Below are 21,640 nucleotides of genomic sequence, written 5' to 3' on the forward strand. Positions count from 1 at the left end.
ATTTGGATTGAGGTGAGGTATAGAAAATGACGTTAATTGCAACAAAAACAGTCTAAATATTTTACAAGATATAAAAAACCCCCGTCTGACGACGAGGGTTTAAATTTTGGTGGAGCTAAGCGGGATCGAACCGCTGACCTCTTGCATGCCATGCAAGCGCTCTCCCAGCTGAGCTATAGCCCCACATGTTTCTTTACCTACCGTACTCTGTTGGGTTCAGAGTTTGGTGGAGCTAAGCGGGATCGAACCGCTGACCTCCTGCATGCCATGCAGGCGCTCTCCCAGCTGAGCTATAGCCCCATCGTAAAGCTGTCATGTTGACGGGCGGCATAATATGAATTCCGCCGCACAGTGTCAACGGCAAATTCAACCTCAGCCTTTCAACCGCCGAAAAATCATGCAAATGAATCACTTTGCGAGTCTGCTCGCAGCCAGGAGTTAAGCTTGTCACGTTTTCACGTAAAACGGTGCTATAAAATGAACCACTAATTAACCCCACAGATATTCAGGAAATTGTATGATCAAGGAACGAATGACGCCAGAAGAGTTAGCCCTGCTGACTGGCTATAGCCGACAGACCATCAATAAATGGGTACGCAAAGAGGGTTGGATTACATCGCCAAAACCAGGCGTTCAGGGCGGCAAGGCGCGTCTGGTACACGTCAATGAAAAAGTGCGCGACTTTATTCGCAGCGCACGCAGGGTAACAGAGTCGCCGGAAATGCCAGAAAAGGCGTACCACGAAGGCTCGCTTCACGCCCTGCTCCTGACGCTGGCGAATGAAATGACGCCGGATGAGCAAAAGCAGATGACATCTCTGTTACTGCGGGAAGGGATTACCGGATTGTTACAACGCTTAGGGATTCGCGACCAACGCTAATATGAAAAGATTACGCAGCAAAATGACCACGGAAGAGCTGGCGGACAGTCTGGGCGTCGCCCGACAAACCGTTAATCGCTGGATACGACAGAAAGGATGGAAAACGGAGGGTATCAACGGTGTAAAAGGCGGAAGAGCGAGGGTGATATGTATTGATGCGCACGTTAAGGAGCACATCATTAGCCTTCCCGCCATTCGTAACAGTCGGGCTGTTTACCATGCGGCAGAAAGCCCTTCACTCTATGGCGTGGCGACCTCATCCAGCCTGCTTCCACAAATTATCGACTCGCTGGAAAACATGACAACTGTCGAACAGGAACGTTTGCACAAGCTGCTCGCTCGCGAAGGTTTGCAGGGTTTTCTCACGCGTCTTGGTATTGCTGAATAACAGACATAAAAAACGGCAGGTTACCCTGCCGTTATTTGTATTTCACGAGCATTACTGCTGGCTTTCGCGCTCAGCAATAAAGCCCAGCGCCTTGTTGATACGCGCAACGCTACGTGATTTGCCAATAGCATGAACGGTCACGTCCAGCGCCGGAGACTGGCCTGCCCCCGTCACCGCAACGCGCAGCGGCATACCGACTTTACCCATGCCAATTTCCAACTCATCAGCGGTTGCCTGAATCGCGTGGTGAACATTTTCTGCAGTCCATTCGGTAATGGCTTCGAGTTTATCTCGCACCACTTCCAGCGGCTGACGCGCAACCGGACGCAGGTGTTTCTTGGCCGCATCGGCGTCGAACGCGTCAAACTCTTCATAAAAGTAGCGGCAGCTCTCGGCGATCTCTTTCAGCGTTTTGCAACGCTCGCCAAGCAGCTTCACCAGATCCGCCAGTTCAGGGCCCGTACGGGTATCGATGTTTGCCTGCTCAATGTGCCATTGCAGATAAGTCGCCACATACTCTGGCTGCATGGTATTGATGTAGTGATGGTTCAGCCACAGCAGTTTGTCAGTGTTGAACGCGCTGGCTGATTTGCTTACCGAGTTCAGAGAGAAAAGCTCGATCATCTCTTCGCGGCTGAAGATCTCCTGGTCACCATGAGCCCAGCCCAGACGCACCAGATAGTTCAGTAGCGCTTCCGGCAGATAGCCGTCATCACGGTACTGCATCACGCTCACCGCGCCATGACGTTTGGACAGCTTTTTACCGTCGTCACCGTTGATCATCGATACGTGCGCATAGACCGGTACAGGCGCGTTCAGCGCTTTCAGAATGTTGATCTGACGCGGGGTGTTATTGATATGGTCTTCACCACGGATCACGTGAGTGATTTCCATATCCCAGTCGTCCACAACTACGCAGAAGTTATAGGTTGGCGAGCCGTCAGTACGACGAATGATGAGGTCATCCAGCTCCTGGTTGCTGAATTCGATCGGGCCACGGATCTGGTCATCAAAGATAACAGAGCCATCCTGCGGGTTAGCAAAACGCACTACGCAAGGCTCATCAGCAGCATGCCCGCTGTGGTCATGACGGCAACGACCGTCATAACGCGGTTTTTCGCCTTTTGCCATTTGCTCTTCACGCAGCGCATCCAGACGCTCCCTTGAGCAGTAGCACTTATAGGCCGTGCCTGCGACCAGCATCTCGTCAATTACGGCGTTATAGCGGTCAAAACGTTTGGTCTGGAAGTATGGGCCTTCGTCCCACTCCAGATTCAGCCAGTTCATCCCATCCATAATGGCTTCAATTGCTTCCGGCGTTGAGCGCTCCAGGTCGGTGTCTTCAATACGCAGCACAAACTCACCTTTGTTGTGGCGTGCGAAAAGCCAGGAGTAGAGAGCAGTACGTGCACCACCGACATGCAGATAGCCTGTCGGGCTCGGCGCGAAGCGAGTTTTGATTTTCATGAAATGGCCTTACGTTATAAAGATGCCGGTAATCGGCAAATCCTGGGAAGAAAACAATGGGCAATATTCTATCACTGTGGGCCGATTCCTCAATGTCGATCACTTTATCCGGTTCGAGATTGCTGTTTTTGTTTAGAAATCATGCACCACAGTCCGTTTTGCGATCGTTTTGACTAATTTTACGACGAACGAATAAAAACTTTAGAAAATGCGTTGACTCATTTTCAACTCTCCCTATAATGCGACTCCACACAGCGGGGGTGATTAGCTCAGTTGGTAGAGCATCTCCTTTACACGGAGGGGGTCGGCGGTTCGAGCCCGTCATCACCCACCATCTACTTCGGTAGACTCGCAGTGTAGATAAGAATTGAGATTGGGCGATTAGCTCAGTTGGTAGAGCATCTCCTTTACACGGAGGGGGTCGGCGGTTCGAGCCCGTCATCGCCCACCATTCTCACCTTATCGTAGCAGTTCCGAAATGGGCGATTAGCTCAGTTGGTAGAGCATCTCCTTTACACGGAGGGGGTCGGCGGTTCGAGCCCGTCATCGCCCACCATTTCGGGTCGTTAGCTCAGTTGGTAGAGCAGTTGACTTTTAATCAATTGGTCGCAGGTTCGAATCCTGCACGACCCACCAATGTAAAAAAGCGCCCTAAAGGCGCTTTTTTGCTATCTGTGATATAGCACATCCCCATTGCAGCCAAACCGCTTGTTTTACTCAAGCTCACGCCTTCTTTGCCGATACCTCTATTTTATGGCGAAAAGGATCTCAATATGACAACTCTTAAGCCCGTTTCTCTGTCGGCGATGGAAATCGGCAGCGTAGATAACAGCTCCGGCGGAAACGACATTGCTTCCCAGATCACCCGTCTGACCAAACAGATAACGAAAGTCACTCAGCAACTCAAAGAAGTCGCCATGGGTGATGCCACAGCGGAAGAAAAGCAAAAGCAGCAAGAATTGCTCGAATCTCAGCTGGCTATGTTGCAGGCACAGCTGGCGCAATTGCAGCGTCAGCAGGCAGAAGAGGCGATGCCAAAACAGGAAAGCGGTCAGGCCATGGCGGAAGGCGTCAATAAACCCTCCGCAGAACATCAGATTGATATCTATATCTGATCATTGGTTTCGTTAAAAAGTGGATCGCGCGTGCGGGCCTCCATCAGACGCCTGGCCTGCATACGCACCACATCCCAGCAGGCATGAGCCGCTCCGGAAAGAGACCTGTTTTTACGGCGTACCAGCATCAGCTGGCGTTCAATGCAGGGCAGGAAACGCTTCACCGTTAAACGACTTCCTTGCGGCAGTGGCAGCGCCAGCGCAGGCAGAACGCTGATCCCAATCCCCGCTTCGACCATGGGGAAGAGCGTGGCAGGATGCCCAATCTCCTGCACAATGGTTGCCTTTACGCCCTGTGCGGCCAGTGCGGCATCTATCAGCGGGCGGCTACCTGATGCATAATCCTGTAACACCAGGTTTGCCCCCTGTAAGGCTTGCCAGGCCACCTGCGACAGCGATGCCAGAGGATCATCATCGCGGCAGAGCAATAAAAAGGGTTCCGAGAGTACCACTTCACATTCCAGGTCGCTTACCGCTCCGGGATCGATAACAATCCCGAAATCCACATCCCCCTGACGAATACTCTCCAGTACCCACTGCTGCGGCCTGTCGTGCAAAACAAAATCGATATCCGGATAGCGGTGATTACTTTCAGCGATGCACTGGGGAATAAGATGCGCCGAAATCGTCTGGCTCGCCGCCACTCTCACGGTACCGGAAAGCTGTTGTCCAAGCCGTCCGACGTCTCTCAGCGTACTGTTCAATTCATCCAGCAGCCTTTCCAGACGCGTTGCCAGCTGATGTCCCGCTTCGGTGAGCACCACTTCGCGCGTCGTGCGGTCGAGCAGTTTCACGCCGGTTTGAGTTTCCAGCTCTTTCACGCTATGGCTCACCGCCGACTGGCTGAGGCCAATCATCTCCCCTGCCCGACTGAAGCTGTGGGCCTGCGCGACGGTGACGAAAACACGAAGCTGACGTAGTGAATAATTCATCTGTTTAATTCATGAATGGGTGCAATAAATCAATTTTATTTCTCAAAGGGAAGAAAGCACAATAGCGGCATCTGTTTTCAGGAGTGATTATGAAACTTTTTCGTATCCTTGATCCGTTTACGCTGACCCTGATTGGTGTCGTCTTGCTGGCCTCGTTCTTCCCGGCGCGGGGCGGTTTCGTTCCGGTCATTGAAGGGCTGACCACGGCAGCCATTGCCCTGTTGTTCTTTATGCATGGCGCCAAACTCTCCCGGGAAGCCATTATTGCAGGCGGTAGCCACTGGCGACTGCACCTCTGGGTAATGTGCAGCACCTTTATCCTCTTCCCTGTTCTGGGCGTGCTGTTTGCCTGGTGGGCGCCGGTGAATGTCGATCCGGCACTCTATACCGGTTTCCTTTATCTGTGCATTTTGCCGGCCACCGTGCAGTCTGCTATTGCCTTTACCTCGCTGGCGGGCGGCAACGTCGCGGCGGCGGTCTGTTCTGCTTCGGCTTCCAGCCTGCTCGGGATCTTTGTTTCACCGCTGCTGGTCGGTCTGCTGATGAACATGCACGGTGCAGAAGGTAATCTGGAGCAGGTGGGTAAAATTTGTCTGCAACTGCTACTGCCGTTTGTGCTCGGACACTTATCCCGCCCCTGGATTGGGGCGTTTGTGGCGAAACACAAAAAATGGATCGGGAAAACGGACCAAAGCTCCATTCTGCTGGTGGTTTACACGGCCTTCAGCGAAGCCGTGGTGAACGGCATCTGGCACAGGGTGGGCGCAGGATCGCTGCTGTTTATTGTGGTGGTAAGCCTTGTTCTGCTGACAATTGTGATCGCGGTTAACGTCTTTGTGGCCCGCAAATGCGGCTTCAATAAGGCCGATGAAATCACCATCGTATTCTGTGGATCGAAAAAGAGCCTGGCCAACGGGATCCCGATGGCCAATATTCTGTTCCCGACGTCGGTCATTGGGATGATGGTACTGCCGCTGATGATTTTCCATCAGATCCAGCTGATGGTGTGTGCGGTACTGGCGCGGCGTTACAAGGCACAGACTGAAAAGCTGGCGCAGGAAGAGACCCGCGCCGCGAAAGTTTAAGGACGTTTCAGGGGCTGCACCAGCTGGGTCAGCCCCTCTGTTTTGATCAGTAATGTGATAGCCATCAGCTCGCCAAGACGCCCGGCAGGAAACTCATCCTTACGGGCAAACCACAGCAGATATTCTTCCGGTAAATCAATCAGCCTGCGGCCCTTATATTTACCGAACGGCATCTCCGTATTGGCGATCTCAACGAGCTGCTCTTTTTCCACATCACTCTCCTAAAAGGCGCATCATTTCCGCTTCATCGATCACCTCGATGCCGAGCTCCTGCGCTTTTGCCAGCTTCGAACCGGCCGCTTCCCCGGCGATCACCAGGTCGGTTTTCTTTGACACGCTTCCCGCCACTTTTGCCCCAAGCGCCACCAGGCGCGCTTTCGCGTCATCACGCGAGAGCTGGCTCAGACTGCCGGTCAGCACCACCGTTTTACCTGCAAACGGGCTGTCGATCTCTTCTGCATTAACCACTACCGGTGCGGGCCAGTGAATGCCCTGTTCCAGTAATTTACCGATCACTTCACGGTTGCTCTCTTCGGCGAAGAAGTTGAAGACGTGGGTAGCGACCACTATACCAACGTCAGGGACTTTCTGTAGTTCGTCGATGGTGGCTTTCTCAAGAGCCTCCAGCGTGCCGAAATACGCCGCCAGCCCTGCCGCCGTCGCCTCTCCGACTTCACGAATGCCGAGCGCGTAAAGGAAACGGGCAAAGGTAGTATTTTTGGCCGCCTCGAGCGCATTGACCACGTTCTGGGCAGATTTCGGCCCCATACGATCAAGACCGATCAGCTTACCTGCCGTCAGGGTAAAGAGGTCCGCTGGCGTATGGACATACTCTTTCTCAACTAACTGGTCGATGATCTTGTCACCCATTCCGTCGACGTCCATCGCCCGGCGGGAGACAAAGTGCTTCAGGGACTCTTTACGCTGCGCGCCGCAGATTAACCCGCCCGTACAGCGCGTTACCGCTTCACCTTCCACGCGCTCAACGTCCGAACCACATACCGGACAATGGGCAGGAAACTCGATGGCACGGGTATCGGCAGGACGTTCTGATTCCACTACGTTAACCACCTGCGGGATCACATCGCCCGCGCGGCGAATCACCACTTTGTCACCAATTCGCAGCCCCAGACGGGCAATTTCATCGGCGTTATGCAGCGTAGCGTTACTGACCAGCACGCCAGCCACCTGCACAGGCTCCAGACGCGCCACAGGCGTAATCGCACCCGTACGTCCTACCTGGAATTCCACGTCGCGAACGAAGGTCATCTGCTCCTGCGCCGGGAACTTAAAGGCCACTGCCCAGCGTGGCGCCCGGGCAACAAAACCCAACTGTTCCTGCAATGCCAGGGAGTTAACCTTGATCACTACGCCATCAATATCAAACCCAAGCGTGGGACGATCTTCTTCAATCTTGTGATAGAACGCCAGCACCGCCTCTGGAGAGTCGCAAAGCTGCACGCGGTTGCTTACCGGCAAACCCCACTCTTTGAACTGCATTAAACGACCCAGGTGGGTATCCGGCAGGTCACCGCCTTCCAGGATCCCGACGCCGTAGCAGAAGAAAGTAAGCGGTCGCTTCGCGGTGATACGCGGATCGAGCTGGCGCAGCGAACCTGCCGCCGCGTTACGCGGGTTTGCAAACACTTTACCCCCGGTACGACGCGCTTCTTCATTGATCTTCTCAAAGCCCGCCTGCGGAAGGAAAACTTCCCCGCGCACTTCCAGCCGCGCAGGAATGTTATCGCCACGCAGCTTCAGCGGGATCGCACGAATGGTGCGCACATTGGTGGTGATGTCTTCCCCGGTGGTGCCGTCGCCGCGCGTTGCGGCACGTACCATCACGCCGTTCTCATAAAGAATGCTGACGGCCAGACCATCCAGTTTTAGCTCGCAGCACCAGCTAAGATTGTCGACGCTCTTCAGGCGATCCTGCACGCGCTTGTTGAAAGCCAGAAAACTCTCTTCATCAAACACGTTATCCAGCGACAGCATCGGCACTTCGTGGCGCACCTGGCTGAAAGCACCCAGCGGTTCCGCGCCGACGCGCTGCGTTGGGGAATCGGGCGTAATCAGCTCCGGGTGCTGCGCTTCCAGATCGCGCAATTCACGCATCAGGCGGTCATATTCCGCATCCGGCACTTCCGGTGCGTCCATAACATGATAGAGATATTCATGATGGCGAAGCGTGGTTCGCAGTTCAGTAAGTTGTTGTTCGATTGAGTCCATATCGCACCATCAATGAGAAAAACCCCCGACAGGCGGGGGTTGAGGAGGAGTTGAAGTAAACGCGACGATTACGCGTTAGCTTCCTTAACTTCGCGGATGCGGTCCTGATATTCGCGCAGTTTCTGCGGCGTCATCATACGACGCTGATCGTCGAGCACAACACCGCCCACTTCGTCGGCGATGTGCTGAGCGGACTGTAGCATCAGCTTAAAGTTTTGCAGCTCGTCACCGTAGGACGGCACCTGCATAAAGATCGTAACCCCAGGCGTGACGAAATCACCGGTCATTTCCGGGTCAAACGTGCCTGGATTGACCATATTGGCCAGGCTGAACAGCGCCGGACCGCTGCCGTCAGGACTCAGGTGGCGATGGAAAATATTCATGTCGCCGAACTTGAAGCCTGCCTGTTGGATGCTGTTGAGCAGCACGTCACCGTTCAGATGGGTGCCATGATGAGCAGCCACATTCATGATGATTACCGCTTCTTTACGCTGCGGCTTTTCAACAACCGGTTCTGGCTCAACAACAGGCTCTGGCTCAACGCGCGGAGCGGGCTGTGGCGCAGGCGGTGCAGATTCAGGCTGCGGTTGTTCTACCGGCTGCGGCTGTTGCACTGGCTGTGGCTGATGCACTGGCTGTGCAGGCTGTTGCACAGGTTGCTGCTGTACAGGCTGTGGCGCAACGGGCTGCTGTTGCACAGGCTGCTGCGACGGATGACGAACAGGTTCTTCCACTGGCGGCGGCGCTGGCTGGCGCGGCTGGGCAGAGGCATACGGTGGTTGATACTGGTGCTGCGGAGCGCGGGGAGCTTCATGCTCTCCATGCGCTGCGCCGGGCGCAGTATTGACCCGATGAACACGAACTTCACCCACACCGTCGTCGTCAAGACCGTCGATGTCGTCTTCAACGTCATCGTCTTCGCGACTGGACTTCATGCGCTTCAGTGGACGATCGCGAAACATAGAGGAACGCTCTTTACGGCTGGTCCAGAAACCATGTACCAGTAAAGCGATTATGGCGATCGCGCCAACAATGATTAATATCAGACGCAAATCCTGCATCATTATATTCTCTGTTGTTCTAACACCTTGCCACCACGGCAAACATTTACTCACTAAGAGTATTTGCCGTTTACGTCAAGTGCAAGTGTATGCAGAGCATTCACAGCATAAAGATGAACTAAATCGTGCTTTTTGCTGGTTTTTCGAACATTTCCGAACTGGTCATTGGCCCGTAACTGGATAATATAGGCGGGCAATTCCACTGGTTGTGTAAAAAGGAGTACAGCCTGGTATGGTTTCAACATCTTCTTCTGCCCCACGTAGCGGGGTCTGGTACTTTTCTCAGGGCTGGAAACTGGTCTCCCTGCCGGGCATTCGACGCTTCGTTGTTTTGCCGTTACTGATCAACATTATTCTGATGGGGGGCGCGTTCTGGTGGCTGTTCACCAGACTGGAAAGCTGGATCCCTTCCCTGATGAGCTATGTGCCGGACTGGTTACAGTGGTTGGACTACCTGCTCTGGCCGATTGCGGTTATCTCCGTGCTGCTGGTTTTCGGCTATTTCTTTTCGACGATAGCTAACTGGATAGCCGCGCCGTTCAACGGTCTGCTGGCCGAACAGCTGGAAGCGCGCCTGACCGGTGCGGCGCCGCCTGACACGGGCGTACTGGGGATCGTGAAAGATGTCCCCCGCATCATGAAGCGCGAATGGCAGAAGTTTGCGTGGTACCTGCCGCGGGCGATTGTGCTGCTCATCCTTTATTTTGTACCCGGGATCGGCCAGACGGTCGCACCCGTGCTGTGGTTCCTGTTCAGCGCCTGGATGCTTGCTATCCAGTACTGTGATTATCCGTTCGATAACCACAAAGTGCCGTTTAAAGAGATGCGCACTGCCCTGCGCACTCAGAAGGTTGCCAATATGCAGTTTGGTGCCCTTACCAGCCTGTTCACCATGATCCCTTTCCTGAATCTGTTCATCATGCCCGTTGCCGTTTGCGGCGCGACGGCGATGTGGGTGGACTGCTACCGTGCTAAGCACGCGTTATGGAAGTAATGCAAAAATGTGTAAAAGAGGGGTGGCTTATGCCGCCCCTTATTCCATACTGATCCCCATTATTTCCTTGCAGCATATAGATATGCGATTTCCTTACTTCCCCATACCTGTTCAACAGGTATGCTGGGTCGGTATCCCAATTTCATACAGTTAAGGACAGGCCATGAGTAAGATTTATGAAGACAACTCGCTGACTATCGGTCATACGCCCCTGGTTCGACTGAACCGTATCGGTAATGGACGCATTCTGGCGAAGGTGGAATCTCGTAACCCAAGCTTCAGCGTTAAATGCCGTATCGGTGCGAATATGATTTGGGATGCTGAAAAGCGTGGCGTGCTGAAACCTGGCGTTGAGCTGGTTGAACCCACCAGCGGCAATACCGGTATCGCCCTGGCCTATGTTGCGGCGGCGCGCGGCTATAAGCTGACGCTGACTATGCCTGAAACCATGAGTATTGAGCGCCGTAAGCTGCTGAAAGCGTTGGGAGCGAATCTGGTCCTCACGGAAGGCGCGAAAGGCATGAAGGGCGCGATTCAGAAGGCCGAAGAAATCGTCGCCAGCGATCCTGCAAAGTATCTGCTGCTCCAGCAGTTCAGCAACCCGGCCAACCCGGAAATTCATGAGAAAACCACCGGCCCGGAAATCTGGGAAGATACCGACGGTCAGGTTGATGTTTTTATCTCCGGCGTAGGCACCGGCGGTACGCTGACCGGGGTGTCTCGCTATATTAAAGGCACGAAAGGTAAAAAAGATCTGATTACCGTTGCCGTTGAGCCAACCGACTCTCCGGTTATCGCTCAGGCGCTGGCAGGCGAAGAAATCAAACCAGGTCCGCACAAAATCCAGGGTATCGGCGCTGGCTTTATTCCAGGCAACCTCGATCTGAAGCTGATCGATAAAGTGGTCGCCATCACCAATGAAGAAGCCATCTCCACGGCGCGTCGCCTGATGGACGAGGAGGGCATTCTGGCGGGTATCTCTTCCGGTGCGGCGGTTGCTGCAGCTCTCAAACTGCTGGAAGACGAAACCTTTACCAACAAGAATATTGTGGTTATCCTACCGTCTTCGGGTGAGCGTTACTTAAGCACAGCACTGTTTGCCGATCTGTTCACAGAGAAAGAACTGCAACAGTGATGCCAGTATGTTAAAAACGCGTAAAAAAGCACCTTTTCAGGTGCTTTTTTGTGGCCTGCTTCAAAGTTTTACCCCTCCTGGCATTGCTTCACCCCGTTGGGTCTGGTATTTAAACCAGCAATTATTTTGATGCGCGAAATTAATCGGTGAACGAAATAGCGCTGCTGAATCGATTTTATGATTTGGTTCAAGTCTTGCTTTCACTGCATAATGTTTAATGACGATTGAAACGTCAGCGCTAACTATACAGGCTAAAGTTAAGTCGCCAGGCTAGACTTTAGTTCCACAACACTAAACCTATAAGTTGGGGAAATACAATGTTCCAGCAAGAAGTTACCATTACCGCTCCGAACGGTCTGCACACCCGCCCTGCTGCTCAGTTTGTTAAAGAAGCGAAAGGCTTCACTTCTGAAATCACTGTGACTTCCAACGGCAAAAGCGCTAGCGCAAAAAGCCTGTTCAAGCTGCAAACTCTGGGTCTGACTCAGGGTACCGTTGTTACCATCTCCGCTGAAGGTGAAGACGAGCAGAAAGCAGTTGAGCATCTGGTTAAGCTGATGGCTGAACTCGAGTAAGTTTACCGGGTTCTTTTCAATATCAGTCACAAGTAAGGTAGGGTTATGATTTCAGGCATTTTAGCATCCCCGGGTATCGCTTTCGGCAAAGCATTGCTGCTGAAAGAAGACGAAATCGTCATTGACCGGAAAAAAATTTCTGCCGACAAGGTTGATCAGGAAGTTGAACGTTTTCTGAGCGGTCGTGCCAAGGCATCTGCGCAACTGGAAGCGATTAAAACTAAAGCTGGCGAAACTTTCGGTGAAGAAAAAGAAGCCATCTTCGAAGGGCATATTATGCTGCTCGAAGATGAGGAGCTGGAGCAGGAAATCATAGCCCTGATTAAAGATAAAGGCATGACGGCCGACGCGGCTGCGCATGAAGTTATCGAAGGTCAGGCAACTGCCCTGGAAGAGCTGGACGATGAATACCTGAAAGAGCGTGCGGCTGACGTACGTGACATCGGTAAGCGCCTGCTGCGCAACATCCTGGGTCTGGCCATCATCGATCTGAGCGCGATTCAGGACGAAGTCATCCTGGTTGCCGCTGACCTGACCCCGTCTGAAACCGCACAGCTGAACCTGAACAAGGTGCTGGGTTTCATTACTGATGCAGGTGGACGTACCTCCCACACCTCTATCATGGCGCGTTCTCTGGAGCTACCAGCCATCGTGGGTACCGGTAGCGTCACCTCGCAGGTGAAAAACGACGACTATCTGATTCTGGATGCCGTAAACAACGTGGTTTACGTCAACCCAACTAACGATGTGATCGAGCAGCTGCGTTCCGTTCAGGAGCAGGTTGCTACCGAGAAAGCGGAACTCGCTAAACTGAAAGATCTGCCAGCCATCACGCTGGACGGCCATCAGGTTGAAGTGTGCGCTAACATCGGTACCGTACGTGACGTTGACGGCGCTGAGCGCAACGGTGCGGAAGGTGTAGGTCTGTATCGTACTGAATTCCTGTTCATGGACCGCGACGCCCTGCCAACGGAAGAAGAGCAGTTTGCAGCGTACAAAGCGGTTGCGGAAGCGTGCGGCTCGCAGGCCGTTATCGTCCGCACCATGGATATCGGTGGCGACAAAGAGCTGCCGTACATGAACTTCCCGAAAGAAGAGAACCCGTTCCTGGGCTGGCGTGCTGTGCGTATCGCCATGGATCGCAAAGAGATCCTGCGTGACCAGGTTCGCGCTATCCTGCGTGCATCCGCTTTCGGTAAGCTGCGCATCATGTTCCCGATGATCATCTCTGTTGAAGAAGTGCGTGCACTGAAGAAAGAGATTGAAATCTACAAGCAGGAACTGCGTGACGAAGGTAAAGCATTTGACGAGTCAATCGAGATCGGCGTGATGGTGGAAACACCGGCAGCCGCGACCATTGCACGTCATTTAGCCAAAGAAGTTGATTTCTTTAGTATCGGTACCAATGATTTAACGCAGTACACCCTGGCAGTTGACCGTGGTAATGATATGATTTCACATCTCTACCAGCCAATGTCGCCGTCTGTACTGAATTTGATCAAGCAAGTTATTGATGCTTCTCATGCAGAAGGTAAATGGACTGGCATGTGTGGTGAGCTTGCAGGCGACGAACGTGCTACACTTCTGTTGCTGGGTATGGGTCTGGACGAATTCTCTATGAGCGCCATTTCCATCCCGCGCATCAAGAAGATTATCCGTAACACGAACTTCGAAGATGCGAAGGTATTAGCAGAGCAGGCTCTTGCTCAACCGACAACGGACGAGTTAATGACGCTGGTTAACAAGTTCATTGAAGAAAAAACAATCTGCTAATCCACGAGATGCGGCCCAAATTACTGCTTAGGAGATAAGTCTAATGGGTTTATTTAGTAAACTGTTCGGTGACAAAAGCAATAGCGACTCCGGAACTATTGAGATTGTTGCTCCGCTCTCCGGCGAGATCGTCAATATCGAAGACGTGCCGGATGTAGTGTTTGCTGAGAAAATCGTTGGTGATGGCATTGCTATCAAACCAACTGGCAACAAAATGGTTGCTCCAGTTGACGGTACCATTGGTAAGATTTTTGAAACCAACCATGCGTTCTCTATCGAATCCGATAGCGGTATCGAACTGTTCGTTCACTTCGGTATCGACACCGTTGAACTGAAAGGCGAAGGCTTCAAACGTATCGCGGAAGAAGGCCAGCGTGTTAAAGTTGGCGACCCTGTAATTGAATTCGATCTGCCACTGCTGGAAGAAAAAGCGAAGTCTACCCTGACTCCGGTTGTTATCTCCAACATGGACGAAATCAAAGAGCTGATCAAACTGTCTGGCAGCGTTACCGTGGGTGAAACCCCGGTTATCCGCATCAAGAAGTAATTCTTGCCGCACGGTAAAATGGCGCCTTCGGGCGCCATTTTTGTTTATGCAGGCAGAATAAGCTCGTCGTAGCCTTTCGACTGCGTATAGATCATCACGTCAGTCACCCTGTCGCCCGCCATGCGAATGGCGTCGGCCACGGTTTTACCGCCGACGATACCGCTCACCAGCTCCGAACAGAACAGATCCCCCGTCCCTTTCAGGTCCGTCTCAACGCGCGGGTGTGCGCTTACGGTAACGCCCTCCTCGCTCACCAGCACGACGTGGATATTTTGCGGATCGTCAGCCACTGGCGCGCTGGTGATCGCCACCCATTTAAGCGTGTCAGACAGCAGCCCCTGCGCGGCGGCAATGGCGCTCTCCGGCGTACGGCACGGTTTGCCGCTCAGCACTTCCAGCTCAAACACGTTGGGCGTAATGCCCTGGGCCAGCGGGAGCAGGTGCTCACGGTAGGCTTCAGGAATATCCGGCTTCACGTACATCCCGCTGTCGATGTCTCCGATTACCGGGTCGACCAGCACCAGCAGATCGGGATGTTGCACTTTGATCGCCTTCAGCCACTGCGCCAGCAGCACGATCTGGCTGGCGCTGCCCATATAGCCGGTAGTGACCGCTTTTAGCTCGCGCAGGATCTCGCGTTCTTCCAGCGCCTTCAGGTAGCCGCTGAACCACTCGTCCGGGATCACCCCGCCGTAGAAGGTGTCGTAGTGCGGCGTATTGCTGAACAGCACCGTCGGCACGGCGGTAACGTTCAGTCGATGGGTGCGAATATTTGGCACCGCGATGCTGTTTCCCACACTGCCGTACACCACCTGCGACTGAACGGCGACAATATCGGTTTGCTGCGCCCGGGTGTTATCCCGGAATAAAATCATCTCCATGACGCTTAAATCCCCGCCCCCTGCGAATAACTCTCTTCACCAAAGACGCCGGTCGACAGGTAGCGATCGCCGCGATCGCAAATAATCGCTACCACTACTGCACCTGGGTTTGCCTTAGCCACCCGAATCGCCCCCGCTACCGCGCCACCCGAACTGACGCCGCAGAAGATGCCTTCACGCACGGCCAGCTCACGCATGGTATTTTCCGCCTCGCGCTGATGAATATCCAGCACCTGGTCCACAAGCTGCGCATTAAAGATGCCCGGCATATACTCCGCGGGCCAGCGGCGAATGCCCGGAATACTGCTTCCCTCTTCCGGCTGGAGGCCGACAATCGTCACCGGCTGCTCCTGCTCGCGCAGAAAACGTGACACACCGGTGATCGTGCCCGTGGTCCCCATGCTGGAGACAAAGTGGGTGATGCGCCCGCCGGTTTGCTGCCAGATTTCCGGGCCGGTGGTGGTGTAGTGCGCGTACGGGTTGTCCGGGTTATTAAACTGGTCGAGCAGCTTGCCTTCCCCGCGCTCCGCCATCGCTAACGCTAAATCTCGCGCCCCTTCCATACCCTGCTCTTTGCTCACCAGAATCAGCTCGGCCCCGTAGGCACGCATGGCGGCACGGCGCTCCTGGCTCATGTTATCCGGCATCAGCAGCTTCATACGATAGCCTTTCAGGGCGGCTATCATCGCCAGTGCGATACCGGTGTTACCGCTGGTGGCTTCGATTAGCACGTCGCCGGGCTTTATTTCGCCGCGCTTTTCGGCCTGAACAATCATCGACAGCGCCGCCCGGTCTTTCACCGACCCCGCCGGGTTATTGCCTTCAAGTTTGACCCAGATTTCGCTGCCGTTGTCACACCCCATGCGCTGAAGTTTGACCAGAGGGGTGTTGCCGATGGTGTGTTCGAGTGTATTCACGTTTTTTACTCAATAAAAAGCCCGGTAAGCATCACGCCACCGGGCGAAAAACATACTCAATAACCTATCAGGCTGACTCCGCCAGAGCAATATCCTCGCGCGTCTCGATGCGCTCGTTGCCGTGATAAATGCGCGCGTGTTGCAGCCCCACAAACAGGCGTTCCCCCCGGTGCGGCGGTTCGTCGTCACGCATAACCACGGTCAGCGGCTCGGTGTACCAGCCCAGGGGCTGTACCACTAATTGGGTGTAGTGACCTTTAGGGCTAGCTTCCAGCACCTGCACCGGAAGCGGTGAGTCCAGGCTGGTACGGCGGCTGACGTCCACTTCCCACGGGCGCAGGAACAGATCCACCGGTCCCTGGTGCGCGGAGGTATACCCCAGCGGCCAGCGGTGCGCGCCAACGTGGAACTGACCGCCGCGAATAGTACCCTGAAGGCGGTTTACTTCCCCCATAAACTCCAGCACAAAGCGGGTCGCCGGTTCACGCCAGAGTTGCTCTGGCTCGTCAACCTGCTCAATGTTGCCCTGACTCATCACCACCACGCGGTCGGCTACTTCCATCGCCTCTTCCTGATCGTGGGTCACGAAAACGCTGGTGAACTGGAGTTCCTCATGAAGCTGACGCAGCCAGCGGCGGAGCTCTTTACGCACCTGCGCATCCAGCGCGCCAAACGGTTCGTCCAGCAGCAGGATTTGCGGTTCCACGGCTAACGCACGCGCCAGCGCCACGCGCTGTTTCTGCCCGCCAGAAAGCTGTGCCGGGAAGCGGTCCGCCAGATGAGCCAGCTGCACCATCTCCAGCAGTTTGGTCACTTTCGCTTTGATGGCGGCCGCATTCGGACGCTCACGACGCGGCAGTACGGTCAGACCAAACGCGATGTTGTCGAATACCGTCATGTGGCGGAACAGGGCGTAGTGCTGGAATACAAAACCCACTTTACGGTCGCGGGCATGCAAACGGCTTACGTCCGTACCGTGGAAGCGGATATGTCCGCTGGTCTGGTGCTCAAGCCCGGCGATAATACGCAGCAGCGTGGTTTTACCGGAGCCAGACGGCCCCAGCAGCGCCACCATTTGTCCGGAAGGGATATCCAGCGAGATATCATTCAGCACCTGGGTGCGACCAAAAGACTTCTTAATATTGGCAATCTCAATGCTCATGATTTCCCTCCTGATGCTGACGTTTTTCCTGATTCTCTAAACGCCACTGCACCACACTCTTCAAAAACAGGGTCAAAATCGCCATCAGCGTCAGCAACGCTGCGGCAGTAAAGGAACCGACGGTGTTGTAGTCCTGTTCCAGTAATTCAATCTGTAACGGCAGCGACAGGGTTTCGCCGCGAATCGAGCCGGATACCACCGACACCGCACCAAACTCACCAATCGCACGGGCATTAGTCAGCACCACGCCGTAAAGCAGTGCCCAGCGGATATTCGGCAGCGTGACGCGGCGGAACATCTGCCAGCCGGAAGCGCCGAGCAGCACCGCGGCTTCATCTTCATGGCTGCCCTGGCTGAGCATCACCGGCACCAGCTCGCGTACCACGAACGGACAGGTGACAAAGACGGTCACCAGCACCATCCCCGGCCAGGCGAACATGATCTGCAGGTCGTGTTCATCCAGCCAGCCGCCCAGCGGGCCATTGGAACCGTAGAAGAGCAGATAAACCAGACCCGCCACCACCGGTGACACCGCAAACGGGATATCCAGCAGGGTCAGCAGCAGCTGACGCCCCGGGAAGTTAAAGCGCGTTACCAGCCAGGCCAGCAATACGCCAAACACCAGATTCACCGGGACGGTGATCAGGGCAATCATGACCGTCAGCCAGATGGCGTGGAGCATGTCCGGATCGGCCAGGTTTTGCAGCGCGGGCATAATCCCTTTGCTGAAGGCCTGAACGAAGATGTACACCATCGGCACGACGAGAATGAATGCGGAGACCAGCACGCCGGTACCAATCAGAAACCATTTGCCCCAGTTGATGCGGGGCGCGTCATAGCGCTTCAATTGCGTAACTTCCGCCATCAGTGACCTACCACACGTCGACCAAAGCGACTTTGCAGAGTGTTAATCGAGAACAGCAATAGCAGCGACGCGGCAAGGATCACCGAGGCAATCGCACTCGCGGCCGGATAATCAAACTCCTGCAAACGGACAAAAATCATCAGCGAGGTTACTTCGGTTTTCCACGCGATGTTCCCGGCGATAAAAATGACCGCGCCAAACTCACCGAGGCTGCGGGTAAAGGAGAGCGCGATACCCGCCAGCAACGCCGGAGAGAGTTCCGGCAGCACGACCTTGCGAAAACTCTGCCAGCGCGTGGCGCCGAGCGTTTCTGCGGCCTCTTCGTATTCGGGTCCTAACTCTTCCAGCACCGGCTGCACGGTACGTACCACAAACGGGATGCTGGTAAAGGCCATGGCCACCGCGATACCGAGCCAGGTATAGGTCACTTTGATATCAAACTTAGCCAGCCACTCACCGTAAAAGCCGTTCACGGAAAACAGCGACGCCAGCGTCAAACCGGCAACCGCCGTCGGCAGGGCAAACGGCAGATCCATCAGCGCGTCGAGCAGAGTGCGGCCCGGGAAGCGATAGCGAGTTAAGATCCACGCCATCAGCAGGCCAAACACGCCGTTAAAAATCGAGGCCACGAACGCAGACAGCAGGGTGACCTTGTAGGCCGCCACCACCTGCGGGTTAGTAATCACTTCCCAGTACTGGGACCAGCTCATCTCAGCGAGCTGCATCACCAGCGCGCTGAGCGGTAATAACAAAATCAGACAGACGAACAGCAGGCTGGTCCCGAGGCTTAAGGTAAAGCCCGGCAGCACACGTCTGGAGGACACTGCAAACATTACTTACGCCCCGCTGCCAGCAGTTTGTCCAACTCACCGCCGCTGACAAAATGCGTTTTCATGACCTCAGGCCAGGCGCCAAAATGATCTTCCACGCGGAACAGCTCGGTCTGCGGGAATTTGTCTTTCAGCTTGCTCATCACGTCCGGGTTGTTGACACGGTAGTAGTAGTCGGTGATAACGGTTTGCGCCTGCGGGCTGTACAGATAGTTCAGGTAGGCTTTCGCCGCCTTTTCTGTGCCGTTAGCCTTAACGTTTTTATCCACCCACGCCACCGGGAACTCGGCCAGAATGTTCGTTTTCGGGATAACCACTTCGAAGCCCTGCGCTTCGTACTGTTTACGAATATTGTTCACTTCGGATTCAAAGCTGATCAGTACGTCGCCCAGCCCGCGCTCGGCGAAGGTGGTGGTTGCGCCACGACCGCCGGTATCAAACACCTCGACGTTTTTCAGGAACTGGGTCATAAACTGTTCGGTTTTCGCTTTATCGTTACCGTCAGCTTTGTCCGCCGCGCCCCACGCCGCCAGATAGGTGTAACGTGCGTTGCCGGAGGTTTTCGGATTCGGGAAGATCAGCTTTACGTCTGAACGCACCAGGTCGTTCCAGTCGTGGATGTTCTTCGGGTTGCCCTTGCGCACCAGGAAGCCCATGGTGGAGTAAAATGGCGAACTGTTGTTCGGCAGGCGGCTTTGCCAGTTCGCCGGGATCAGTTTGCCTTTGTCGTGCAGGATCTGCACGTCCGTGACCTGGTTGTAGGTCACCACGTCCGCTTTCAGCCCCTGCAAAATGGCCAGCGCCTGCTTATATGAGCCAGCGTGCGACTGCTTGATGGTCAGCTTGTCGCCGTTGTTCTCTTTCGCCCACTGCTGTTCAAATGCGGGATTAAGGGCGGCAAACAGCTCGCGCGAAACATCATAAGAACTGTTCAGCAACTCGGTTGCCTGCGCCTGCGCCACCAGCAGTAAACCTGCCAGTGCCAGCGATCCTTTTTTCAGTACAGTAACGGCCATTGCGCACCCTTATAAATGTGATGACTATCTTATAGTCATAATATTTATAACGGAGTCTAAAGGAGTAACGGTTTTATATACCGTTTGGTGATTTAGAAGCAGAAAAGGGAATAAGAGGTGCGGGAGAAATTGCCGGGTGGCGCTCACGCTTACCCGGCCTACGAATGGAGAGCGATTTACAACGCCAGCAGGCGCTCAACGGACGGCGCAAAGTAGTAGCCGCCGGTCACCGGGCGGGTGAAGCGCAGCATGGCGTCACGCTTACCGTCGGTATCGCCAAACATGCTCAGCAGCTGCTGTTCGATGTTGTAGAGGCGTGCGCAGTAAGCGCAGAAGTACAGGCCGTGCGTACCGCTCGCGGTGCCGTACGGCAGGCTCTGGCGAACAATCTTCAGCCCCTTACCGTCTTCTTTAAGGTCAACGCGGGACAGGTGGGAAGTGACCGGACGCGCATCGCCGTCAATCTCTTCATTGGCATCTTTGGTACGGCCAATCATCATCTCCTGGTCATGCACGCTCATGCGGTTAAGCTGCCTGAGGTTATGCTCCCAGCGCTGGACGAACACATAGCTGCCGCCCGCGTCCACGCCATCCTGGATTACAGCCACCTCGCGACGCGTCTCTTCCCCGGCCGGGTTTTCGGTGCCGTCGACGAAGCCGCTCAAATCGCGCTCTTCCACCCAGCGGAAACCGTGGATCTCTTCCTGCACGTCGATACTGTCACCAAAGGCCTCAATCGCAGCCTGAGCGACAGAAAAGTTCACGTCGTGACGCAGGGAGAGGATATGGATCAGAACGTCATACTGGGTGGCGGGCGCAAGACCTTTGCCATAAGGAATAAAGTCTTTCAGCTCTTCTGCGCCTTCGCCGCCGCTCAGATGACGCCAGACGGTGCTGCCAAAGGCGACCACCGCGCCCAGATGGGCTTCGGGGAATTTGGCCTGGAAGGTGGCCAGTTTATCAACGAAAACTTTGCTGGCCGCGCGCAGGGCATCCACGTCCCCTTTGACGTTGGCTTCAATCCAAATCGCCGCCCGGCAATGTTCTGGCAAAATGCCACTCTGTACCTGAGACATCGCTCCTCCTGAAATAAAGATGCCACGACAGCGTGGCATTGATGGCGGCTATTATACCCGGATTTCAGCGAGGCGGCTTGCTCAGGCGCAAATTACTGCTGCCAGATAATTTTGCTCACTTTCCACTTTTTCAGGGTGTCGTCAGACGGCATTAACCCTTCCGGACCGTTCCAGGTGCCGCTGAACACATAGCTAATATGCTGGCTGCCGTCGGCCTTACACTCGACCGCCACGCTCTCCTCCGATGGCACACTGGCGCAGTGGCCAAACGCTTTCTGATAGAGTTCGCCAAACGGCGTTCCCACCTTCACGCCACCTGAGGTCGGGATCTCTTCATCCATCACCGCAATGCGGTTGACCGTACCTTTATCGCCGTTGATGACCATTGCCACTTTGTCATCTTTCAACGCTTCGAAATAGCGCACGATGTTGCCGTTCTCGGTTTTCATGCCGCTGCGCAGGCGATAATCACTGCCGATGGCATCCTGAATGGCATCCTGATCCAGCGCCGTCGAGGCGGTGATTTTGCCCACGCCCTGCTCGGTCACTTCCATTGAGGAGCCAAACCAGTTCCACGGATAGGCCGCAGACCAGTTGATGGATGAGAGCGTGGAACAGCCGGTTAACGCCAGCGGGAGAGCGCATAAAAGTAAACGCAGCGATTTCATTGAGACGTCCTTACGTAGTAAATCAACGCTTGTTGGAGTGCAGT

At 54.6% G+C, this 21,640-nt stretch carries 22 protein-coding genes and 6 tRNA genes; 13 read left to right on the forward strand and 15 right to left on the reverse strand.

Translation table 11 applies throughout. From position 1 onward, the window contains the following. Nucleotides 1-107: 107 nt before the first annotated feature. Nucleotides 108-183: transfer RNA gene (locus ACQG2Q_RS16565), tRNA-Ala, on the reverse strand. Nucleotides 184-224: 41 nt separating this feature from the next. Continuing rightward, nucleotides 225-300, reverse strand: a tRNA-Ala gene (locus ACQG2Q_RS16570). Between the two features lie 217 nt (nt 301-517). Here ACQG2Q_RS16570 and ACQG2Q_RS16575 point away from each other — a divergent pair. After that, nucleotides 518-880, forward strand: a complete 363-nt coding sequence (locus ACQG2Q_RS16575) for a YfeC-like transcriptional regulator (RefSeq protein ID WP_022648936.1) — start codon at nt 518-520, stop codon at nt 878-880. A 1-nt stretch (nt 881) separates the two neighbouring features. Continuing rightward, nucleotides 882-1,268 carry a YfeC-like transcriptional regulator gene (locus ACQG2Q_RS16580; protein ID WP_045621165.1) on the forward strand — a complete coding sequence of 129 codons (387 nt, stop codon included), beginning with the start codon at nt 882-884 and terminating at the stop codon, nt 1,266-1,268. 51 nt (nt 1,269-1,319) lie between these two features. On the opposite strand, the gene gltX is transcribed toward ACQG2Q_RS16580, so the two are convergent. Then, nucleotides 1,320-2,735, reverse strand: a complete 1,416-nt coding sequence (gltX, locus tag ACQG2Q_RS16585; protein WP_271079899.1) for a glutamate--tRNA ligase — start codon at nt 2,733-2,735, stop codon at nt 1,320-1,322. A 258-nt stretch (nt 2,736-2,993) separates the two neighbouring features. On the opposite strand from gltX, the gene ACQG2Q_RS16590 reads away from it, so the two are divergent. The 5 genes from ACQG2Q_RS16590 (at nt 2,994) to ACQG2Q_RS16610 (ending at nt 3,850) form a co-directional block, all read left to right on the forward strand. Beyond that, nucleotides 2,994-3,069 (forward strand) — tRNA-Val (locus ACQG2Q_RS16590). A gap of 41 nt (nt 3,070-3,110) precedes the next feature. Then, nucleotides 3,111-3,186 (forward strand) — tRNA-Val (locus tag ACQG2Q_RS16595). A gap of 29 nt (nt 3,187-3,215) precedes the next feature. Further along, nucleotides 3,216-3,291 (forward strand) — tRNA-Val (locus ACQG2Q_RS16600). A gap of 4 nt (nt 3,292-3,295) precedes the next feature. Beyond that, nucleotides 3,296-3,371 (forward strand) — tRNA-Lys (locus tag ACQG2Q_RS16605). Nucleotides 3,372-3,508: 137 nt separating this feature from the next. Beyond that, on the forward strand, nt 3,509-3,850 hold the full coding sequence (locus ACQG2Q_RS16610; RefSeq protein ID WP_063849943.1) for a FlxA-like family protein: 342 nt from the start codon (nt 3,509-3,511) through the stop codon (nt 3,848-3,850). On the opposite strand, the gene ACQG2Q_RS16615 is transcribed toward ACQG2Q_RS16610, so the two are convergent. Then, nucleotides 3,841-4,782: a LysR family transcriptional regulator gene (locus ACQG2Q_RS16615; RefSeq protein ID WP_032676151.1), complete on the reverse strand. Its 942-nt coding sequence runs from the start codon at nt 4,780-4,782 to the stop codon at nt 3,841-3,843. The two genes, ACQG2Q_RS16610 and ACQG2Q_RS16615, sit on opposite strands and share 10 nt — an antisense overlap. Before the next feature lie 89 nt (nt 4,783-4,871). Between ACQG2Q_RS16615 and ACQG2Q_RS16620 the strand changes: the two genes are divergently transcribed. Continuing rightward, nucleotides 4,872-5,867 (forward strand): bile acid:sodium symporter family protein, encoded by a 996-nt coding sequence (locus ACQG2Q_RS16620; protein WP_038421494.1) that lies wholly within the window; start codon nt 4,872-4,874, stop codon nt 5,865-5,867. Here ACQG2Q_RS16620 and ACQG2Q_RS16625 read toward each other — a convergent pair. The 3 genes from ACQG2Q_RS16625 to zipA form a co-directional block, all read right to left on the reverse strand. Beyond that, entirely contained in the window at nt 5,864-6,079 is a 216-nt protein-coding gene (locus ACQG2Q_RS16625; RefSeq protein ID WP_003861328.1) for a DUF3820 family protein, read from the reverse strand. The two genes, ACQG2Q_RS16620 and ACQG2Q_RS16625, sit on opposite strands and share 4 nt — an antisense overlap. A 1-nt stretch (nt 6,080) precedes the next feature. Beyond that, the gene (gene ligA / locus ACQG2Q_RS16630) at nt 6,081-8,096 is read right to left on the reverse strand and encodes an NAD-dependent DNA ligase LigA (protein WP_063849941.1); all 2,016 of its coding nucleotides are present in this window, start codon (nt 8,094-8,096) and stop codon (nt 6,081-6,083) included. Nucleotides 8,097-8,164: 68 nt separating this feature from the next. Then, entirely contained in the window at nt 8,165-9,160 is a 996-nt protein-coding gene (zipA, locus tag ACQG2Q_RS16635; RefSeq protein ID WP_022648943.1) for a cell division protein ZipA, read from the reverse strand. 229 nt (nt 9,161-9,389) lie between these two features. Here zipA and cysZ point away from each other — a divergent pair, with 229 nt between their 5' ends. The 5 genes from cysZ to crr all read left to right on the forward strand — a co-directional run bounded on the left by cysZ (nt 9,390) and on the right by crr (nt 14,181). Continuing rightward, entirely contained in the window at nt 9,390-10,151 is a 762-nt protein-coding gene (gene cysZ, locus ACQG2Q_RS16640; RefSeq protein WP_022648944.1) for a sulfate transporter CysZ, read from the forward strand. A 163-nt stretch (nt 10,152-10,314) separates the two neighbouring features. Beyond that, the gene (cysK, locus tag ACQG2Q_RS16645; protein ID WP_006811453.1) at nt 10,315-11,286 is read left to right on the forward strand and encodes a cysteine synthase A; all 972 of its coding nucleotides are present in this window, start codon (nt 10,315-10,317) and stop codon (nt 11,284-11,286) included. Nucleotides 11,287-11,603: 317 nt separating this feature from the next. Next, the gene (gene ptsH, locus ACQG2Q_RS16650; RefSeq protein ID WP_000487600.1) at nt 11,604-11,861 is read left to right on the forward strand and encodes a phosphocarrier protein Hpr; all 258 of its coding nucleotides are present in this window, start codon (nt 11,604-11,606) and stop codon (nt 11,859-11,861) included. 45 nt (nt 11,862-11,906) lie between these two features. Continuing rightward, nucleotides 11,907-13,634 (forward strand): phosphoenolpyruvate-protein phosphotransferase PtsI, encoded by a 1,728-nt coding sequence (gene ptsI, locus ACQG2Q_RS16655; RefSeq protein ID WP_022648945.1) that lies wholly within the window; start codon nt 11,907-11,909, stop codon nt 13,632-13,634. Between the two features lie 43 nt (nt 13,635-13,677). Continuing rightward, complete coding sequence (gene crr, locus ACQG2Q_RS16660; RefSeq protein WP_022648946.1) at nt 13,678-14,181, forward strand: PTS glucose transporter subunit IIA; 504 nt, start codon at nt 13,678-13,680, stop codon at nt 14,179-14,181. 44 nt (nt 14,182-14,225) lie between these two features. Here crr and pdxK read toward each other — a convergent pair whose 3' ends face one another. The 8 genes from pdxK to ACQG2Q_RS16700 form a co-directional block, all read right to left on the reverse strand. Further along, the gene (gene pdxK, locus ACQG2Q_RS16665; RefSeq protein WP_022648947.1) at nt 14,226-15,062 is read right to left on the reverse strand and encodes a pyridoxine/pyridoxal/pyridoxamine kinase; all 837 of its coding nucleotides are present in this window, start codon (nt 15,060-15,062) and stop codon (nt 14,226-14,228) included. A 5-nt stretch (nt 15,063-15,067) separates the two neighbouring features. Continuing rightward, the gene (gene cysM / locus ACQG2Q_RS16670; protein ID WP_022648948.1) at nt 15,068-15,979 is read right to left on the reverse strand and encodes a cysteine synthase CysM; all 912 of its coding nucleotides are present in this window, start codon (nt 15,977-15,979) and stop codon (nt 15,068-15,070) included. Between the two features lie 67 nt (nt 15,980-16,046). Further along, nucleotides 16,047-17,141 carry a sulfate/thiosulfate ABC transporter ATP-binding protein CysA gene (gene cysA / locus ACQG2Q_RS16675; protein WP_022648949.1) on the reverse strand — a complete coding sequence of 365 codons (1,095 nt, stop codon included), beginning with the start codon at nt 17,139-17,141 and terminating at the stop codon, nt 16,047-16,049. Next, complete coding sequence (cysW, locus tag ACQG2Q_RS16680) at nt 17,131-18,006, reverse strand: sulfate/thiosulfate ABC transporter permease CysW (protein ID WP_003861305.1); 876 nt, start codon at nt 18,004-18,006, stop codon at nt 17,131-17,133. Before cysW ends, cysA begins: the two co-directional genes overlap by 11 nt. Further along, the gene (gene cysT, locus ACQG2Q_RS16685; RefSeq protein ID WP_022648951.1) at nt 18,006-18,839 is read right to left on the reverse strand and encodes a sulfate/thiosulfate ABC transporter permease CysT; all 834 of its coding nucleotides are present in this window, start codon (nt 18,837-18,839) and stop codon (nt 18,006-18,008) included. The genes cysW and cysT overlap by 1 nt, the downstream gene beginning before the upstream one ends. Continuing rightward, complete coding sequence (locus ACQG2Q_RS16690) at nt 18,839-19,852, reverse strand: sulfate ABC transporter substrate-binding protein (protein ID WP_426759242.1); 1,014 nt, start codon at nt 19,850-19,852, stop codon at nt 18,839-18,841. The genes cysT and ACQG2Q_RS16690 overlap by 1 nt, the downstream gene beginning before the upstream one ends. Nucleotides 19,853-20,028: 176 nt before the next feature. Continuing rightward, complete coding sequence (locus ACQG2Q_RS16695; RefSeq protein ID WP_032676148.1) at nt 20,029-20,928, reverse strand: Dyp-type peroxidase; 900 nt, start codon at nt 20,926-20,928, stop codon at nt 20,029-20,031. Nucleotides 20,929-21,020: 92 nt separating this feature from the next. Next, a complete protein-coding gene (locus ACQG2Q_RS16700) occupies nt 21,021-21,596 on the reverse strand; it encodes an RpoE-regulated lipoprotein (RefSeq protein WP_022648954.1) in 576 nt (191 codons plus the stop codon). Between the last annotated feature and the right edge of the window lie 44 nt (nt 21,597-21,640).

Origin of the sequence: Enterobacter cloacae complex sp. 370H10, from assembly GCF_050031535.1 — a bacterium.
In the GTDB taxonomy this organism is placed as follows: Bacteria; Pseudomonadota; Gammaproteobacteria; order Enterobacterales; family Enterobacteriaceae; genus Enterobacter; species Enterobacter intestinihominis.

Bases quoted from the DNA above. Each gene is read 5' to 3' on its own strand.
- ACQG2Q_RS16575 (WP_022648936.1), top strand. From the start codon at position 518: ATGATCAAGGAACGAATGACGCCAGAAGAGTTAGCCCTGCTGACTGGC.
- ACQG2Q_RS16580 (WP_045621165.1), top strand. From the start codon at position 882: ATGAAAAGATTACGCAGCAAAATGACCACGGAAGAGCTGGCGGACAGT.
- gltX (WP_271079899.1), bottom strand. From the start codon at position 2,735: ATGAAAATCAAAACTCGCTTCGCGCCGAGCCCGACAGGCTATCTGCAT.
- ACQG2Q_RS16610 (WP_063849943.1), top strand. From the start codon at position 3,509: ATGACAACTCTTAAGCCCGTTTCTCTGTCGGCGATGGAAATCGGCAGC.
- ACQG2Q_RS16615 (WP_032676151.1), bottom strand. From the start codon at position 4,782: ATGAATTATTCACTACGTCAGCTTCGTGTTTTCGTCACCGTCGCGCAG.
- ACQG2Q_RS16620 (WP_038421494.1), top strand. From the start codon at position 4,872: ATGAAACTTTTTCGTATCCTTGATCCGTTTACGCTGACCCTGATTGGT.
- ligA (WP_063849941.1), bottom strand. From the start codon at position 8,096: ATGGACTCAATCGAACAACAACTTACTGAACTGCGAACCACGCTTCGC.
- zipA (WP_022648943.1), bottom strand. From the start codon at position 9,160: ATGATGCAGGATTTGCGTCTGATATTAATCATTGTTGGCGCGATCGCC.
- cysZ (WP_022648944.1), top strand. From the start codon at position 9,390: ATGGTTTCAACATCTTCTTCTGCCCCACGTAGCGGGGTCTGGTACTTT.
- cysK (WP_006811453.1), top strand. From the start codon at position 10,315: ATGAGTAAGATTTATGAAGACAACTCGCTGACTATCGGTCATACGCCC.
- ptsH (WP_000487600.1), top strand. From the start codon at position 11,604: ATGTTCCAGCAAGAAGTTACCATTACCGCTCCGAACGGTCTGCACACC.
- ptsI (WP_022648945.1), top strand. From the start codon at position 11,907: ATGATTTCAGGCATTTTAGCATCCCCGGGTATCGCTTTCGGCAAAGCA.
- crr (WP_022648946.1), top strand. From the start codon at position 13,678: ATGGGTTTATTTAGTAAACTGTTCGGTGACAAAAGCAATAGCGACTCC.
- pdxK (WP_022648947.1), bottom strand. From the start codon at position 15,062: ATGGAGATGATTTTATTCCGGGATAACACCCGGGCGCAGCAAACCGAT.
- cysA (WP_022648949.1), bottom strand. From the start codon at position 17,141: ATGAGCATTGAGATTGCCAATATTAAGAAGTCTTTTGGTCGCACCCAG.
- cysW (WP_003861305.1), bottom strand. From the start codon at position 18,006: ATGGCGGAAGTTACGCAATTGAAGCGCTATGACGCGCCCCGCATCAAC.
- cysT (WP_022648951.1), bottom strand. From the start codon at position 18,839: ATGTTTGCAGTGTCCTCCAGACGTGTGCTGCCGGGCTTTACCTTAAGC.
- ACQG2Q_RS16690 (WP_426759242.1), bottom strand. From the start codon at position 19,852: ATGGCCGTTACTGTACTGAAAAAAGGATCGCTGGCACTGGCAGGTTTA.
- ACQG2Q_RS16695 (WP_032676148.1), bottom strand. From the start codon at position 20,928: ATGTCTCAGGTACAGAGTGGCATTTTGCCAGAACATTGCCGGGCGGCG.
- ACQG2Q_RS16700 (WP_022648954.1), bottom strand. From the start codon at position 21,596: ATGAAATCGCTGCGTTTACTTTTATGCGCTCTCCCGCTGGCGTTAACC.